The organism is Kribbella sp. NPDC000426, assembly GCF_040300265.1.
Classification (GTDB): domain Bacteria; phylum Actinomycetota; class Actinomycetes; order Propionibacteriales; family Kribbellaceae; genus Kribbella.
In genome coordinates this window covers 136995-153458 of sequence record NZ_JBEPDK010000004.1, presented here as the reverse complement: position 1 = coordinate 153458, position 16464 = coordinate 136995, and the positions used below count along the sequence as shown (strand labels likewise).

The window sequence follows — 16464 nt, the reverse complement described above, 5'->3', positions numbered from 1 at the left end:
CGACACCTACACCGCGTCCAGATCCGACCAGCGCTTCTGCTCGGATCACTGCCGGCTTCGCAACTGGCGCAGCCGAAAACGCGTGCGTTCAGCAGACGCAATCGAGGCTGAACACGTCACCGTGGTACTCGCGGAAGTCGATCGACTGCAGCACCAGGTCGCCGAACTTCAGCGTGCCAATGCGGCCCTCCGCGAAGCCCTAAGCCGCGCGCAAGCGTGCCTGATGGCAGCTCGAAACCCGTACCGCCGGTGGGATCAGATGTAGACACACAGCGCGCAATCCGTGTTCGAGATGCGGCGTAGGCGGAGCTCGGGTGACCGCTTTTGCTGGATTGGTCCGCGAGAGATGCACCGGTTCGGTCGGCGCTGAGAAGTGTTAGCACCAACCGAACCGGTCTCAGATCCTCGACCGTGATCCGTGAGGGGATGCCGCGGTGAGGTTCTGATGGAGGGCGGAACGGGCGCGGAGTGCAGGGCGATTGAGGAGGAGAGCCCCTCTCAGCACACCCGCCCCACCTGCTTGGAAACCTCCGACAAAAGGACATCGATGTGGCTGGCGAGGAGGTGCTGGCGCAGTGCGATCGGATTTCCAACCGACGCGAGATGATGGAGGTTCGGCAGGATCATCACGCCTTCGTCGACCTTCATCACGGCAGCGAGCACCTTGAGTAGTTCTTCGGGTGCAGTCTCCAACTCATCGATGAAGAGGGCGATGAGCACACAATCGTTCGCTCCCGCGCAATCGACAATCGCTTGCCGACGCGCCGCGATCTCGGGGTCGCTCATCAGGAAGGGGACTGCCCCGAGTTCAGTTGACTCGCGGGGTGTGGTGGTTCAGGCCGCGAGTGCGACGGGTTGGATTGTCTCAAACTCGATGGGTGTGAGTTTGCCGAGTCGGCGTTGCCGGCGCCTTCGGTGGTAGCTGGTTTCGATCCAGGACACGATCGCTAGTCTGAGTTCGTGACGGCTGGTCCAGCGTTGCCGGTCCAGGACGTTCTTCTGGAGCAGGGCGAAGAACGATTCCATGGCGGCGTTGTCGCCGCAGGCTCCGACACGACCCATCGAGCCGCGTAGCTGATGAGCTTTGAGGACCCGGACGAACTTCTTGGACCGGAACTGGCTGCCGCGGTCGCTGTGAACGATCAGCCCGGCAGCCGGTGCCCTCAGTGCGACCGCGTTCCTCAGCGCGGCGACGGCCAGCGATGCCTTCATGCGTGAGTCGATGGAGTAGCCGACGATCCGGTTGGAGTAGACGTCCTTGATCGCGCACAAGTACAGCTTGTCCTCGGCGGTGGCGTGTTCGGTGATGTCGGTCAGCCAGACCAGGTTCGGCGCGGGCGCGGTGAACACCCGCTTGACGTGGTCGTCGTGCACGGGCGGGCCGGCCTTGCGGTTCAGGCCGCGTTTCTTGGCGTGGATCGACCAGATCCGCTCCTGCGAACACAGCCTGGCGACCCGGTTCTCGCCGGCGGTGATGCCCAAGGCCTGGAGCTCGTCGGCGATGAACCGGTATCCGAACGCCGGGTCGTCGGCGTGGATGTCTCGCGCGGCGTCAATCAGATGCGCATCGTCGTAATCTCTTTGTGTGACGGGGTTTGCGCGCCATTTGTAGAAGGCTTGTTTGGTGAAGCCGAGTACCCGGCAGGTCACCGCGACAGGGATCTTGTCGGCGGCTAGATCGAGGACCAGCGGGTAGATCATTTTGGGTTGATGTCACGAGCGAAGTAGGCCGCTGCCCGGCGCAGGATCTCGTTCTCCTGCTCCAGTTGCCGGTTGCGCTTCTTCAATTCCTTCAGCTCGTCCGACTCCTGCGGGGTGGTGTCTGGGCGGTTGCCGTCTTCGATGTCGGCCAGTTTCAGCCAACGTGTCAGACACCACTGGGAGATCCCGAAGTCCTTCGCGATCTGAGTGATCGGTGCCTCGCCCTTGCGGGCGACCGCGACCACATCACGACGGAACTCCTCAGGAAAAGCTTTCGGCACGACAGACATCCTTCCAGCAAGGACCGAAGCCCTCACAGGTCAGGAGTCAACCGAACCGGGGGCAGTCCCACCCTCTATAGCCTCTTACTTAACCAGTCCAACTTTCCGGGACCAGTTCACAGGCGCCACATCGGCCTGGCGCTCGGCGTCACCGAGAACGCCTAAACAGACCCAGACGTCATCAACGCCCTCGCTGAGGCAAAGCGCGCCGTCTGGAGCCGGTTCTGGCACTAGCCCCGCCTGCGCATCACCGACTGTTGACAGAACTCAGTGCAGAAAGCGTCCCACTTCAACTCGAAGCGGGCCCCATCCGGCATGCCCTTCGGCCCGGGCAAGGCTTCCTGGGTCCAGCTCCAACCCCGACCGGCCTGAGCAGGTCGGCCGCCAGCATGGCCATAAGCAGTTCGGCGCCCCCAGTGCCTGATCGCGGTCAGCACGCGCTCCAGCGCGCGTTCGGTCAGCTCGTACGCCGAGGTATTGCTAGGCGCGAACCCTGCGTCGGCGTACGACCTCCGACTTCGAGCTCGCGCAGCCGCTGGGACAGCTCGCGTCGCTCCAACGTCAAATCCCGCCGACGAACCAGCTCGAGAGTCAGAGCATCGCGCCATTACCTGGCCAGCCCTGACGAGCAGAATCACCACGGCACATCGGCTGCCGTGAAGGCGTACACACCTGTTGCCTCCTGTCCCGAATCGGTCTCAACCTTCATGTGCAGCCGATACTGGCCAACCGGTATGGCGCGATTCTGTCCCAGGAAGATCATGGAGTCGCAACCCGAACCAGACTTGGTATCGATCACCTTCTTGGTACCAACGCGATACAGGGTCCACGTCAGGTAGCAGCCGTACGAGCTGAGCGTTCCGCTCGTCGCGGTCACGATGGGCATGAGGGGAACACAGATATAGAGGGCCTCCGGGCAGGCCCTTGCCCGATTTGGACCAATCTTGTTGAAGGGTTGTATCTCGGCGGTGATACCGAGGATCTTGTCTGCAGGTGTCGACGAGGACCGAGGTGAAGCCTGAGTTGACGGTACGGCGGATCGTCCCGCGGATGCGGTTTCAGGCTGGCCATGGGAGGAGTTTGTGTCGCCTGAGGGTCTGAAGTTGAAGTAGGCGAGGATCGTGACTATGGCTGCGCCCGTGGCCAGCCATGTAGCTACTCCACCGTGTCCGCTGCTCGATGACATAGGCCCAGCCCGTTCGTTGCTCGGCGCCCCCCACAGGCACTACTTCCCTGAGACTTGCACACGATACGCGGAAGGCCCCGCGGGTGGAATGCCCTGCTCAACTTGTCGGCCGGCGTCTTACGCAAAATTTGGTGACGCCAGATCTTAGCGAGCTGAACCAGTCTCGGAACTCGAACACTCTGCGAATGGCACTCGGTCGATTACTCAATCGTTTTATTCAAACGGCGTTGACGGCGACGCCCGAGGTTGCGGCTTTGTGTCGTTTCTCGTCGGTCTTGTAACGAAGGTCACCACTTTCGCCGATGAGGTCAATATGTTGGTGAGCCTGACCCGGAACGGGGCAACGCGGCAGCGGTTCGACAAAGCCTTCGTCGTACACGGAGTCGACCTCGAAGCCATGACCAGAGCATCTACTGTGGGAAGGCTGCGAGTGACACAGGTTGATGGCCAGCGCGGCTTGCTCGTGTGCAGCCAGCCGATGTCTTGGCTGGGCACACGCTCCGCGCGCGATGAAGAGTATTCGGCGCTCGCGGAGGCCTTCAAACGATGGACAGAACTGGCCGAGACCGCGGGCGGCGCGCTGGTTCCCACGGCTGTAGGTACCAAGCAGTACGGTGGCGTGCTGGGCGGCGACATCCATACCATCGAGGTGCTGTCCCCAGTAGAGCAAGAAGTGCTGTGCAACCTGCTGCGTACGCACGTTCCCGTACTCATCTCCCTGTTCGGCCGAGGAGTCGGCATGCCCGGCGGGCATCGCGACAGGATCGGTTCGCGATGGTTGGCTGAGTCGCGCACTCACCTCGCGACCAGATTTCTTGCATCGACCACAGGCGGGCACCTCGAACGGGTCAAGGCTGAGCTCCGTCGACGGGACGGCGTGGCGCTGCTCGAGCGCATGGACGTATACCCCGGCGAGGATGCGGACGGGACGCTGACGGTCACCATTCGCTGCTTGGATTCGGCGGCAACATTGGCAGGTACCCGTGCGCAAGTGTTGATGGTCGCTGCTCTTGCGATGTACGCGCGGCGAATGGTGCGAGGTGGCAGACGGACAGGGAACATGCCACAGCGGTTGCTGGAAGAGAACCGCGCCCGAGCGATTGCTGACGGACTTCGTGCTCGCCTAGTCGTCGAGGACGCACAACCAGTGCGAAGTCGATCGGATGGCGGCAAAGGAACCGCTAGCCGGCGGCAGGCGACACCGGATCAGCGATCGAATCGTGCCGAGCCCAGAACGCGACCGGCCCGGGATATCGCGAGAGAACTCGTCCGTTCGCTTGCAGTCGAGCTTCGCAACCTGGACGCGGGCGCTGAGGAACTCGCAGCCGTACTACTGGCGCTTGACCTCCCAGGTTTGGGAATCACGTCAGGAGCCTCTGAAGCCGACCTCTTCGCGCGATCCGCAAAAGATGGCGATGCGTCGCTCCTCAAGCAATGCCGACTCGGTCTGACTGACCCGGCGCCCGGAGGACCGCTGCTGGCGTGGGGGAACCAGACCGCCGCGAGTCAGACGTCGATCGTGCTCGAGTCGTGGCGGGCACGCATCGCAGAGGCCGACTCGGCACGACCGGCGAGGAAGCAGAATCGAGACGACAAGCGATCCGGCCAAAGGACGCGACAAGGGAATCGGGGAGCATCCGGCGGACGCGGCGGGGCGCGTGGCAACGACCGGGCACGTGCAGACGAGACCAGAAAGGGCGACCAGCGGACGCGTCATTCAAGTCGGCGTAACGAACACAGGGGGACAGACGGATGACGAACGGAGCCGTCGAGTTGGTTGTTGATCTGCGAGGGCTGCGGCGGACGCCCGCCACCGCGGACGAGTTCGCAACACTCTGGAACGAACTTGAACCTGCCCTGCACGGCCGAGACCTAAGGCAACGCCGGCTGCACGAGCTCGAGGGCCCGGACGGCGAGATCCGGCTGGAAGTCGTCCATCTTTCCTCCACCGTCGACCGGGTCGACACAAGCACTAGATTCGTAATCGTCGCCGTGCGCGAACGCCCACGTCTCCAATACCGGTGTAAGCACTGCCGCGAGGCGGGTGTGGCGCGGTATGCGCCGTTTGTCTGTCCGGCCTGCCGGTCGGACAGTGAGGACAATCGAGTCTGCGACGAACACGTTGTGATCCTGGATGGCGCGCTAACGCCAACTTGCGGACAGCACCATCCCGTCTGCCACGGTTGCTCGTCGCCAGCCGTGTTTCGCTGCGCGGGGAAGGCCTGCCGTCGTGAACGCGTGTGGTGTGCGACTCACCGACGCAGGCATCCGAGGGATCTCGATGTTGACTATTGCCCGTCTTGCTACGACGAGACCTTTCCGAGCTGCGAGCATCCGCGCTGTCCAGACGTCGGCACAGTTCGCTGCGAACATGTGTCCCGGTCATTCCAGCAATGCCCGCGTCGCATGTGCACCAGGCACGCGATGCGCTGGCAGGTGTTCGGCGGCGAGCGGATCGGCCTTGGCCAGTGCACCGACCACGCGGATCTTCGCGGACTCCAACCCTCCGAGTTGCTGTTCCGCATCATAGGTGGCGCCTCCAACAGATGGCCCCGGGAGCGGATGCCCAGCCTGCAGGGCTTTGCGCACGCCCTGAGGAACAGCGGCCACACCACCCTGGCCATCAACTACACGGAGATCAGCCGATTACTCGACGCAGAAGCGCCCACGATGCAGAAAAACAAAGCAGCAGGTATTGCCTTCAGCCGCGCCCAAGCCGACTGGAAGCGACAACTCGGAATGGTGGCTGCGCGGAGCGAGGAAGGCGCGCAGTTGGTGGAGAGGCTCAAGGCGTTGGTGGTGGCTAATAGTCCCCGGTTCGGGGAAGAAATCGCAGCCAGTCTTGAGCTGGCTGAGTATAAGGCGGCAATCGACCGCGCGGGGAAAACACGGCCGGCGCTCTTATTTGTCAAGGTGCCTGAGCATCTGCGCGGCAGGTTCATCGGGACCGGTGGACAGAGCATCCGGCTCTATACCCAGCAACTCGGTGTGCAGGTACAGATCGAGGGGGGTAAGCGCTGATGACCAGCGTTGATTCGCGATCCTGCACCCTGGTCGTCGTACCGGCAAGCGGCCCGATCGCTGGTAATCGCATCGGGCTTCCAACAGGCTCGTCCGGCGGCGCCGGAGTACTGCGGCTCGGTACGGGACACGACGCGGTGAACATCGGCGTGCAAGCCATCGAAGTGCCTGAGGTTCCTGCAGATTACGTGGCGGTGGCCGAGGATTTGGCCGCCGACTGGGACATCGGAACCTTTGTCGACGACCAGGCCTGGCAGTTCGAGCAGGTCCGGCCACATCGGGTACGCCGAATCGTGCTCGAATTACCGACAGAACGCGAGCCGGCTGACGTCACTCGCGATATCGCTCATGCGGGTCTTGCGGGCACGCTTCTGTGGACGGTGCCCGACACAACTGATCTCTTCCTCTCGGTCAACGGCGTTCCGCATCGGGTGCTCGAGATCGACGTCGATGGCCAGCAGACCGGGCTGGTATCCCTGAGCCAGGAGACCGCAGTCGAACTGTACGCATCGTCTGTGCGTGCCGGTGTGGATGTCGTCGTCCTCGCCGATATCAGTAACTCGATGACGGTGGACGACCTGCCCGTCGACGTGGAAGGTCCGCGGCTGTTCGGGTCCAGGAACAAATGGATCACGCGCATTGACGCGCTGAAACAGGCCCTGCAGGAGATGCTCGACATACGCCTGCAGGTATCAGGCCGCGTGTCTCGGCTGGCCCTCTTGGAGTTCAACCAGAGCGTCCGGCAGAAGTTCCCGCGCGGCGGCGGAATGGCTCAACTCGACGGCAGCTCCCCGGACGAACTGGTGACGGATTTTCGGCACGCCATCGCTCTGCTCCGGCCGGAAGGCGCCACCGACATCGGCAACGCCCTGCACGAGGCGGCCAACCTTCTGTATCAGCACGGGCGACCAGGAAACGAGAAGCTCATCGTGCTGGTGAGTGATGGAGCGAACTGGACACCATCGGGCGAGCAGGGCACCGGCGAGATCGTGCACACCGTAAAAGAGCCGGTCAGCCTTGTTGCCCACTTGCATCGTGATGTCGGCATCCGCCTGCACGCCATCGGGATCAGCACGGCGGAGCTGTTTCACCGCCGTGGGAAGTATCAGCCGAGCGAGGCCATCGTTCCTAATCACACTCTTCTGGAGGAGCTCGTCAAGGTCGGCGGCGGCGACCCAACAACGGTCGGCGGATTGGACGTGCTCGCGGAGTACTTCACCGGTCTGGGCGGTGGCATCACACACCGTGTCAGCGAGCGACTGTCCGAACCATCCCCGCCCGGGCCGATGGCCGACCGTACCCGTGCTGCGCTCACCCGGCTGCACGTCGCCGGCACAGCCGATTGGGACAAGCGCCGAGATGAGCTGCGCAGCCTCATCGCTGACCATGCCAAAGGTTGTAACGACCAGGCGAACCGTGCATATGGCCGTCCATTGTGGTCATATCTCCACCTGCATCAGCTCCTCACCCGCGAACTCGGTCAACCGACAGAAAACCTCAAGACATTCATCGGCGGCTTGACGCGTGGACTGCACGTTGCACAGGGCGGTCCACCATTTGACGCGCTCCGAGGACTTCTCGAGCAGTTGGCCACCGCTGACGCCGAATATGCCGCGCTCGGCCATCTGGTCGGAGCGGTCGTCGATTCACCACCCAGCGGCCAGGTGCTGATCATGCAGCGAGTCAATGACGAGCTGCTCGAGCTGCACAACACGCTGGCCGCGATGCCAGCGGTCTCCGAGGCGAACAACCACATGGAGGACGACACGATCACGAGAGGCACCAAATCAGGATTCATCTATCGTGATTGAGTTGCGAGACGCCGACGAGTCCGAGATCCAGCCTGGTTTCTATGTGGGAGATGCCGACGACCCAGATCTTTACCGTCTCGAGCGGGAGGTCGGCGGAGGTGGAGAGGGCGCCGTGTGGCTCGCCACCTCTCCCCGGCGCGATGGTGATGACCATCGCTGGGCCATAAAGATACTGCACGCACGGAACATCCGGGCGAAGCACGACGAGTCGGCGGCCGACGCACTCGAGCGCTGGTATCAGCGCTCGCAGGAGGCCCTGCACTTGACCAGTCAGTTGCAGCATTTAGTGCCTGGCGTGGTCGGGCCGAGCAGGGTCTTCCGTGGAGCGCCACCGCATCGGCCAGGGGCAGCCGGCTGTACCCGGACTCTTTTCGCGGTCTCTCCATGGATCGATCGCGCGGACATCACCAAGTGGCTGAAGCAGAGTCCAACCTTCGAGCAGGTCTGCGCTGTCGCGTCAGGACTTGCTGCGATCGTCGACGGCATCGCCGACAACGAACGGCTCGCAGTTGCTCACCGCGATATCTCGCCTGCCAATGTCCTGGTAGATGCGGGCACGCTGGCGGTCTCGTTGATCGACTTCACCTGGGCTGTGCCCCCCGGAAGTGGCCCGGTGACCGCCATCACCAACGCCGGTTACACCGCGCCCGAGGCACGGAATGGTCAGGGAAGTGCCGCGGCAGACAGGTACTCGTTCGGCGGAGTTGTCTTCTACCTACTCACCGGCCGACCGCCGGCGCCGGAGGAGGCCAGAGCAGACTGCTACGACCAACTCCTCCGAGCCAGCTTTCCGGCGGCCCTCGCGGCACATGTCAGCGCTCTGCTGGCGGTAGACGCGATCGATCGGCCTCCGTCCTTGGTGCAGTGGACGAAGCAGCTTGTCGACCTGAGCGCCGATGTGCCAAGTGGGCTGCGTTATGCGGATCTCGATCTTGCGATCGACGGTTTCCGAACCGCCATAGTGAGCGCCGTCGGAGGAAACGCGTTGGCTCGGGCATGGCTTGGCCAAGCTGCCCTCTGGACTCTCGTGCCAGACAGTGACGCACCCACCGGTCCGGTTGTCGTGCGCTCAGTCGTCAACGGTATCGGAGACGTGGTCGAATTCGTCATCGACAACTCTGCTCGAGTCCTGGTCAGGCATGCTGGGTGCTGGCAAGAACTCGGTAAGGCCTCGGTGCCTGCGGGTCTTGCTGTCGTACCGGCGCCAAATGGTTCGGCGACGGCGTACATCGTTGATCCATCTCGAGATCAGCTGGCCGCAATCGAGGTTGGGATCGACGGGACGGTCCAGCGCGGCTCGGGGCCTTACCTGCGTCGCGTCCTCGCGGCGACGATTGACCACGACGGGATCCCGATCGTCGCGGCTACGTCTACCACTGGCGAGCTCGTCGCGATCGGCGCGAACGACCCTCAGCATATGCATCGCCTCGGCGCGATGAACGTCAGATCTGCGAGCGTGGGTATCAGTCGATTGGGCGAGCCCGTCTGCATCGCTGCCACAGGCGCAGGGCCACCCACGGAGCTCACAACCTTCGAGCAACGCTATGGACATTGGCTCCTGACTGGCACTGTTGCGGCTCCCGGAATGGTGCACGACCTCGCATGCGTGGGCCAGCGCGATGGCCTGACGCTCGCCGTCGCCTGCAACGACGGGGTGTGGATCACCTCGGCGTTCGACGGCGTCCACGCCGATTGGAAACCCATCATCGATCGGGCCTGCCACCGACTCGCTGTGGGAGTCGGACCTGCCTGGCGACTCCAGTTGGCCGCAATAACTGATGGCGAGGTCGTGGTCGCGACCGAGGACTTCGCCGGCAACTGGTCCCCGAGCGCCATCGCACAGTAGAACGGAGCCCACCGATGTATCACGAGTTCGTCTACCTGTCTGATGAGAAGGTTCGTCAGTTCGTTCCGATCGAGGCGGCTTGGTGGAGAGGGCTACGTGCCAAGAAGATCGGAGCCGGTCTGGGCATGACGCCGGTCGAGGCCTCACTCGAAGTGGAGATGGCGGAGGTCGCCGGCGATGACAGGAAGCTCCCCAGGCTGATCCGCTACCTCGAGGAATCCGCCCGGTACTACACGGAGCCTGACTTGATCCCGGGTGAGTGGGTGATGTTCGATGGGCGGATCGGTATCGCTCATCTCGACGCTCCCCCCGCGGTAGGAGCTGTTCTGTTCTGCGAGGCCGCGCCGATCACCGTCGAGACGCCACGCATTATCCTGCATGGTTCAGCTCGGCATTTCCGTCCCGGAACGGCGCTGGACGCCGATACCTCGACGGTCAGGCAAGCCGGTGGGTACTCCCTCCCATCGGGTCTTGCACCGATTCTTGAGTCCGCGAATAGAGCCGGACGCGGTCGGCAGCACCTGGGCATGTTGCGAGAAGTCTTCAATCGTTCGACCACTCCGGATTCTGATCTGAACGTGAACTTGACGAAGTACTTTCACGACGTCGCATGCAGCGGTGAATACTTAGACGTCGCTCCGTACCTTGGCGGGCTCGCCCGCGTCACAGCAGTGGTCGACCCGCCTCGCCTGCCATTTCCCGTCGTCGTAGCATCTCCGCTGTTTGTCCGCTACGAGCGTCCGTAATCAGAGCGTCGTCTATTCGAACTCGCGCAGGCTGGCCCGTCCAGCCGTTCACGCTAGTCACCAGGTTGCGAACGATGGACGGTTCGGGTGCAGCCGAGAAGCGTGGTCCAGCCTCGGAGGCGGCGGGTAGCGAGGATTAGGTCTCGATGGAAGGCGAGGGGGTCGGAGGGGGCGTCGTCTTCTTGGTAACAGGCTTCCCAGAAAGTGCGGAGGGCCGGCGGCTTGGCCTTCCAGTTCTTCTGTCGTGGTGGTGGGATCGAGGTCGCGCCAGCAGATCACGTACGGGTCGGCACCAGCGGCTAGGTGTGATGTCCAGGGAGGTTGTTCGTCGGGTGGGCGGTGAGTCTGTGTGACAGGTGAAGGCCTCCGGTTGTGAAGTGGAGCTGTCTAAGGAACCGCTTCACACACCAGGAGGCCTTCGTGTTCCACGCTAACGCGACTCTGACCCCACGGACGCGGCTGAGGCTGGCGCGTCTGATCGTGGAGCAGGGCTGGACGTATGCGGCGACGGCGAAGATGTTCATGGTTTCTGCCCGGACGGCCGCCAAATGGACCGAGCGGTACCGGTGCGAGGGTCCGGTCGGGATGGCTGATCGCAGGTCGAGGCCGCATCACAGCCCGGCCGATACACCACCGCAGACGGTGCGCCGGATCGTGCGGTTGCGGTGGCGGCTTCGGCTCGGCCTGGTGCAGATCGCCGGTCGTGTCGGCGTGCCGGCCTCGACCGTTCACGCCGTACTGGCTGGCGCGGCCCTGCGCCATGGCCGTCTCCCCTGCATCGCCGGCGTGGGCACTCCTTATGAACCTGAATCAGCACGAAGATGGTCAGCGATGAGAAGCCGCGAACATGCGGTGACCAACGACCGCGTTGCTAGCAGGGGACTCCAATCGTCGACGGGAGTCAACGACCGCATCGGCTGCAAATCAGCGATTACAGGTCCGCGCCGGCGGATCGAGGTCGAGGTCAAGGCGTGTGGTTAAGGTGCGTGTTCCTCCTCGGACACCAGGCAAGGCCTCGAATCTCGGTAGATTCGGGGCCTTTGTGTTGGTTGGGACGGTCGTCGGGCGGTTGTCCACAGGTTCCGAATTTGTCCGGTTCCGGGCTCTCAAAGTCCGTATGTTCTTTGGGCAAGGAGGTGCTCGATGAGTACTGGCAGGAGCAAGGACCGTCGGCGCGGCAGTCGTGCCGGACGACAGCGCGAGAGCGCGCCCGGGGATCGACCGCACCCGGCGCTCGAGCCACTGACGGTGGCCCAGGCGAAACGTTTGGTGCGGCTGGCAGAGACTGCTGTCGCGGAACGCGGTCTGACTTTGCGGTACGACGGTGCGGCGGCGCTCGTGCCGGTCGGCGGTGATGGCGACGCAGCGGGCGACGTGTCCGCAGGTCTGGTGAATCTTGCCCGCACGGTTGCCGGGCTGCCGAGACAGCAGTGGCGATCAGCGGTCGCGGCGCACTTCAACCAGATGCCGCCCGCAGGCGCGCGACCGGAGGTCCCGGAGGACCTGGAGCGCGAGCTCTACCTTCGCCTGGTCTGTGCGTCGACGATCGAGACCAGCTGGGCAGAGCGTGTGCCCGAGTTCGTGCCCGGCGTCCTCACTGCGCCGGCCAGCTACACCGGGCGCGCCGTTGCGATGCATTTCGACCTCGACAGCCTCGGGGTGCCGTGGGAGGAGGTTGTCCGGATCGGGCTGGCCAACCTGCGCCGGCTCAAGGACGACGTCGAGTACGTGCAATCCCGAGACGCCGAGGTTGCCATGCTCAGTGGCAGTATGTTCACGGCCTCACGAGCGCTTGTTCTCGATACGGTGCTACGCGAGTCGCTGAAGGTCGAGAATCCGACGCTCGGCTGTCTCGTAGCCATGCCGACCCGAGACATGCTGCTGATCCACGTGTTGCGAGATCACACCGTCGTCGGCGCTTTCCAGATGCTAGTCCGGATGGCGACCTGCTTCTTCGCTGACTCGCCAGGCCCGGTGAGTCCCCACGTCTACTACGTGACAGGCCACGACTGGCAACAGGTGACCGACTACACCAGCGGTGCCGCGCGCCTCCAGACCAGCCAACAGTTCTCGGATGCCTTGCAGCACCTCAGCAGCCAGGCGAACCTGTTCGGACAATCCCCTTGATCGGCACCGTCAGGGCGCCGCGTCGAGCAGACCTCAGATGCTCTCTTCGTAACTGTCGAGGTGAATCGCAACATCGCACAGCGGGGTCAACCAATCCGTGACGACGATGTCCGACGGCTCCCCCGCCGGTGCAGCAACCGCGTCGGCGTCGTACCACTGCGAGGGCCCAGAAGCATCGACCTGCTTCAGCCCTTGGACATCAATCAAGTGAGCGGGTGGCGCGGCTGTCGTCGATCCAGCCGTCGTCCAGTCGAGGTGCAGCAAGAAGTACGTGCAGCGATCGTCAAGCGCCCTCGACTGACGGGCCGGCGGCCCATGCCAGGGACGGCACCGTGGCAGCGAGCAGTGCGAGTGCATTGGCAGCCGCCACCACGAGACGGGAGAAGCGATAAGGCGTGACGACAGACCCTTTCAAGGAAGAAGTGGAGAGTTGCCCGTGTCTCGTCCCGGTGCGATTCACGCGGGACGGACACGAGTGGGACGGCTCAGCGGCCGTAGGCTTCCAGCAGCCGCAGCCATACCTCGCTGACGGTCGGGAACGCGGGGACCGCGTGCCAGAGCCGGTCCAGCGGGACCTCGCCGACGATCGCGATCGTTGCCGCGTGCACCATTTCCGCGACGTCCGGGCCGACCAGCGTGAAGCCGACGATCACCTTGCGGTCCTCGTCGACGACCATCCGAGCGTGGCCCTGGTACCCCTCGGCGTACAGCGAGGATCCGGCGGTGGCGGCCAGGTCGTAGTCGACGGCCCGGATCCGGAGCCCGGCTGCCTCGGCGGCAGCCACGGTCAGTCCGACCGAAGCGACCTCCGGATCGGTGAACACCACCTGCGGCACCGCGCGCTCGTCGGCGGTCGCCGCATGACGGCCCCACCGGCCGTCCTCGACCGGCTCGCCCTTCACACGCGCCACGATGACATCGCCCACGGCGCGGGCCTGGTACTTGCCCTGGTGCGTGAGCAGGACGCGGTGGTTTACGTCACCGGCGGCGTACAGCCATCCGTCGCCGAGCGGTACGCCGTCCGGCCCGACAACCCGCATCGTGTCGTCGACCGTCAGCCACGAGCCCGGCGTCAGGCCGACGGCCTCCAGACCGATGTCATGGGTGTTCGGGGTGCGCCCGATCGCGACCAGCAGTTCGTCGGCGTCAATCTGCTCGCCGTCGACCAGCGTGACGGAGACTGTGCCGTCGTCGTTACGCTTCACCGAACCGGCCTCGGCCCCGATCCGCACCGACACACCCTTGTCCCGCAGTGAATCCGCCACCCGCTCCCCCACGAACGGCTCCGCGAGGTGCAGTACGCCGTCACGCGCCAGCATCGTCACCGACGACCCCAGCTCGCTGAATGCGGTCGCCATCTCCGAGGCCACCACCCCGCCACCGACGATGGCGAGCCGGCCCGGAACCGCCTTGGCCGCAACCGCCTCCCGGCTGGTCCACGGCGCCGCCGCGCGGAGCCCCTCGATGTCCGGAACCAGCGCGCCACTCCCGGTCGAGACGACCACGGCGTGCCGCGCCGTCAGCGTCGTCGTCGTACCGTCGCCCGCCGTCACCTCAACGACCCGGTCGGAGCTGATCCGGCCGTGTCCGCGGTACAGCGGAACACCCACCGATTCCAGCCACGCCGCCTGTCCGTCGTCCTGCCAGTTCGACGCGAAGGAGTCGCGACGGCCGAGCACCGCGGCCACGTCCAGGTCACCGGTCACGGCTTCCCGCGCGCCGGGCACCTGCCGGGCCGCTCGGAGCGCTGCCGCGCTGCGCAGCAACGCCTTGGTGGGCATGCAGGCCCAGTAGGAGCACTCGCCCCCGACAAGTTCCCGCTCGACGATGGCGGCGGTCAGGCCGCCCTGAACGAGGCGGTCGGCGACGTTCTCCCCGACGGGTCCCGCGCCGATGACGACAACGTCGTACGTCGTGGTCATGTCAGTTCCCGTTCGCGGCGCGGCCGAGCCGGATCGCCGAGACGAGGAAGAAGATGCCGCCGAGAGTCGCATAGCCCGCGATGTTGGTCAGCTTCGGGTGCTCCGCGGAGGCACCGGCGACGAACGACGCGCCGGCCAGCACGGACAGGCCACCGCTCAGGATCATCGGCCACTGCCCACCCATCGAGCGACGGCCGAGGGCCACGATCAACTGGACCAGCCCGGCGACGATCGCCCAGGCGCCCCAGACCCGCAGGACAGCCGGCACACCGGAGCTGCTGGCGATCGCCAGGCCGATGGTCGCGATCAGGCTGATCGCGATGTTCACGTACAGGCCGCGGACCGAACGAGCACCCCGGGACGACCGGGCGTCGACGATCGCCGCGGCGACGTCGAACAGCGGATACAGCACGACCAGAACGGTGCCGAGCGCTCCCAGGTCGGACTTGGTGGTGAACAGCAGGATCGCCCAGACGACAGCGAAGGCGAACCTGACGAAGTACAGCCGGCGCAGTGCCGCTGCGACGCCTCCGACGGCAGGTGATTCAACGATGCTCACGATGATCCTCTCGAGTGATGTGGACGGAACCATCGATCGAAGTAGACCGAACGTTCCGTTCACACAGCATGTCGAGAGCTCCGCAGTCTGTCAAGACAGAACGTTCTACCTCCAGCGCCCTTCGCCACTCACTAGAAGACCGAACGTTCTATCGCTATCATGGCCGGCATGACCACAGCCGAAACGGGAACCCGGCCCTCCGAGGCGAGGCAGCGGCTGCTCGCCGCGGCTACCAAGACCTTCTACGCGGAGGGCATCCATTCAGTTGGCGTCGATCGACTCATCGCCGAGGCCAAGGTGACCCGGGCCACTTTCTACCGGCACTTCCCGGGCAAGGAGGACCTCGTCCTCCGCTACCTGCGCCAGGTCCACGCGATGGAGCGCGCCACCGTCGATGCAGCGATCGCCGACAACGCGTCACCCGTCGACGCACTCCTGGCCATCGCAGGCTCGATCGCCCAGGGCATCCAGTCCCCCGGATTCCGCGGTTGCGCGTTCCTGAACGCTGCGGCGGAGTATCCCGCCACCGACGAACCGGTACACCAGGAGATCATCGCCCACCGGCAGTGGTTCCTCGACACACTGACCACGATGATGGCCAAGGTGCACCAGGAGACGGCGGAGTCGGCCGCGCGCCACTTCGTGATGCTGCGCGACGGCGCGATGGCCGCAGGCTGCCTGTTCGACCCTGCCCTGGTGGCCGAGACCTTTCTCCACGGCATCGAAGGACTCCTGCGCGTCAACGCGGAACGCAGGTCGAAGGAATCCGCCTCCTAGCCACAGTCCCATCATGAGATAGAACGATCGGTCTTGACGGCGGAAGCGCCACTCCTCTACTGTCGATGTGACAGAACGTTCGTTCCACCATTCGGTTGACTCGAACGTCCACTCGGCAAGGAGAACCTCGTGCCAACCAAGATCACGCTGGTCATCGACAACCCGGCGAACCCCGAGGAGTTCGAACGCGCCTACGCCGACCTCAAGCAGGCCGCGGAGAAGCTCCCGAAGCTCCAACGGCTCGAGTCCGCCAAGGTGTGGCCGAAGGAAGACGGCACCGCCACCCCGGCGTACCGCACCCTCGACCTGTACTTCGACAACTATGACGACGCGTCCGCCGCGGTCACGACACCCGCCGCCGCCGATCTGTTCGGCACGCTCATCGGCACTGAGGTCCCGTTCAAGGGTCTGTTCTCGGACATCGAGCAGGTGTAGGGATCCCCTGTCTCTCCGCCCAGGCAAGCAGGTCCACGTCGCGATGATCTCC

Annotated in this window: 13 protein-coding genes and 1 pseudogene; 8 read left to right on the top strand and 6 right to left on the bottom strand. The window is 64.4% G+C overall.

Annotated elements, in window-relative coordinates; all coding sequences use genetic code 11:
• Positions 1 to 498: 498 nt before the first annotated feature.
• The 4 genes from ABT313_RS19920 to ABT313_RS19905 form a co-directional block, all read right to left on the bottom strand.
• Positions 499 to 786 (bottom strand): hypothetical protein, encoded by a 288-nt coding sequence (locus ABT313_RS19920; protein WP_350855573.1) that lies wholly within the window; start codon positions 784 to 786, stop codon positions 499 to 501.
• 48 nt (positions 787 to 834) lie between these two features.
• Positions 835 to 1982 (bottom strand): IS3 family transposase gene (locus ABT313_RS19915; RefSeq protein ID WP_350855570.1). Its coding sequence is split into 2 segments (ribosomal slippage): positions 835 to 1712 and positions 1712 to 1982, totalling 1149 coding nucleotides; the frame shifts between segments, so codons are not numbered across the junction.
• Between the two features lie 634 nt (positions 1983 to 2616).
• Positions 2617 to 2868, bottom strand: coding sequence for a hypothetical protein (locus ABT313_RS19910; protein WP_350855567.1), 252 nt, complete (start codon positions 2866 to 2868; stop codon positions 2617 to 2619).
• A 517-nt stretch (positions 2869 to 3385) separates the two neighbouring features.
• Positions 3386 to 3922 carry a hypothetical protein gene (locus tag ABT313_RS19905; RefSeq protein ID WP_350855564.1) on the bottom strand — a complete coding sequence of 179 codons (537 nt, stop codon included), beginning with the start codon at positions 3920 to 3922 and terminating at the stop codon, positions 3386 to 3388.
• Between the two features lie 1670 nt (positions 3923 to 5592).
• Between ABT313_RS19905 and ABT313_RS19900 the strand changes: the two genes are divergently transcribed.
• The 6 genes and pseudogenes from ABT313_RS19900 (at position 5593) to ABT313_RS19875 (ending at position 12719) form a co-directional block, all read left to right on the top strand.
• Positions 5593 to 6189, top strand: a complete 597-nt coding sequence (locus ABT313_RS19900; protein WP_350855562.1) for a KH domain-containing protein — start codon at positions 5593 to 5595, stop codon at positions 6187 to 6189.
• Positions 6189 to 8000: a vWA domain-containing protein gene (locus tag ABT313_RS19895; protein WP_350855560.1), complete on the top strand. Its 1812-nt coding sequence runs from the start codon at positions 6189 to 6191 to the stop codon at positions 7998 to 8000. The genes ABT313_RS19900 and ABT313_RS19895 overlap by 1 nt, the downstream gene beginning before the upstream one ends.
• On the top strand, positions 7993 to 9846 hold the full coding sequence (locus ABT313_RS19890) for a protein kinase domain-containing protein (RefSeq protein WP_350855557.1): 1854 nt from the start codon (positions 7993 to 7995) through the stop codon (positions 9844 to 9846). Before ABT313_RS19895 ends, ABT313_RS19890 begins: the two co-directional genes overlap by 8 nt.
• Positions 9847 to 9860: 14 nt before the next feature.
• Positions 9861 to 10592: an SAVMC3_10250 family protein gene (locus ABT313_RS19885; protein ID WP_350855554.1), complete on the top strand. Its 732-nt coding sequence runs from the start codon at positions 9861 to 9863 to the stop codon at positions 10590 to 10592.
• Between the two features lie 420 nt (positions 10593 to 11012).
• A pseudogene (locus ABT313_RS19880) lies at positions 11013 to 11333 on the top strand (leucine zipper domain-containing protein); the annotation flags it as partial.
• 402 nt (positions 11334 to 11735) lie between these two features.
• Positions 11736 to 12719: a DUF1444 domain-containing protein gene (locus ABT313_RS19875; RefSeq protein ID WP_350855551.1), complete on the top strand. Its 984-nt coding sequence runs from the start codon at positions 11736 to 11738 to the stop codon at positions 12717 to 12719.
• A 485-nt stretch (positions 12720 to 13204) separates the two neighbouring features.
• Here ABT313_RS19875 and ABT313_RS19870 read toward each other — a convergent pair whose 3' ends face one another.
• Both ABT313_RS19870 and ABT313_RS19865 read right to left on the bottom strand, forming a co-directional pair.
• Positions 13205 to 14641 (bottom strand): dihydrolipoyl dehydrogenase family protein, encoded by a 1437-nt coding sequence (locus ABT313_RS19870; RefSeq protein ID WP_350855548.1) that lies wholly within the window; start codon positions 14639 to 14641, stop codon positions 13205 to 13207.
• 1 nt (position 14642) lies between these two features.
• On the bottom strand, positions 14643 to 15200 hold the full coding sequence (locus ABT313_RS19865) for a hypothetical protein (protein WP_350855546.1): 558 nt from the start codon (positions 15198 to 15200) through the stop codon (positions 14643 to 14645).
• A gap of 168 nt (positions 15201 to 15368) precedes the next feature.
• On the opposite strand from ABT313_RS19865, the gene ABT313_RS19860 reads away from it, so the two are divergent.
• A complete protein-coding gene (locus ABT313_RS19860; RefSeq protein WP_350855543.1) occupies positions 15369 to 15977 on the top strand; it encodes a TetR/AcrR family transcriptional regulator in 609 nt (202 codons plus the stop codon).
• Positions 15978 to 16106: 129 nt separating this feature from the next.
• Complete coding sequence (locus ABT313_RS19855) at positions 16107 to 16412, top strand: EthD domain-containing protein (protein WP_350855540.1); 306 nt, start codon at positions 16107 to 16109, stop codon at positions 16410 to 16412.
• The last annotated feature ends 52 nt before the right edge of the window (positions 16413 to 16464 follow it).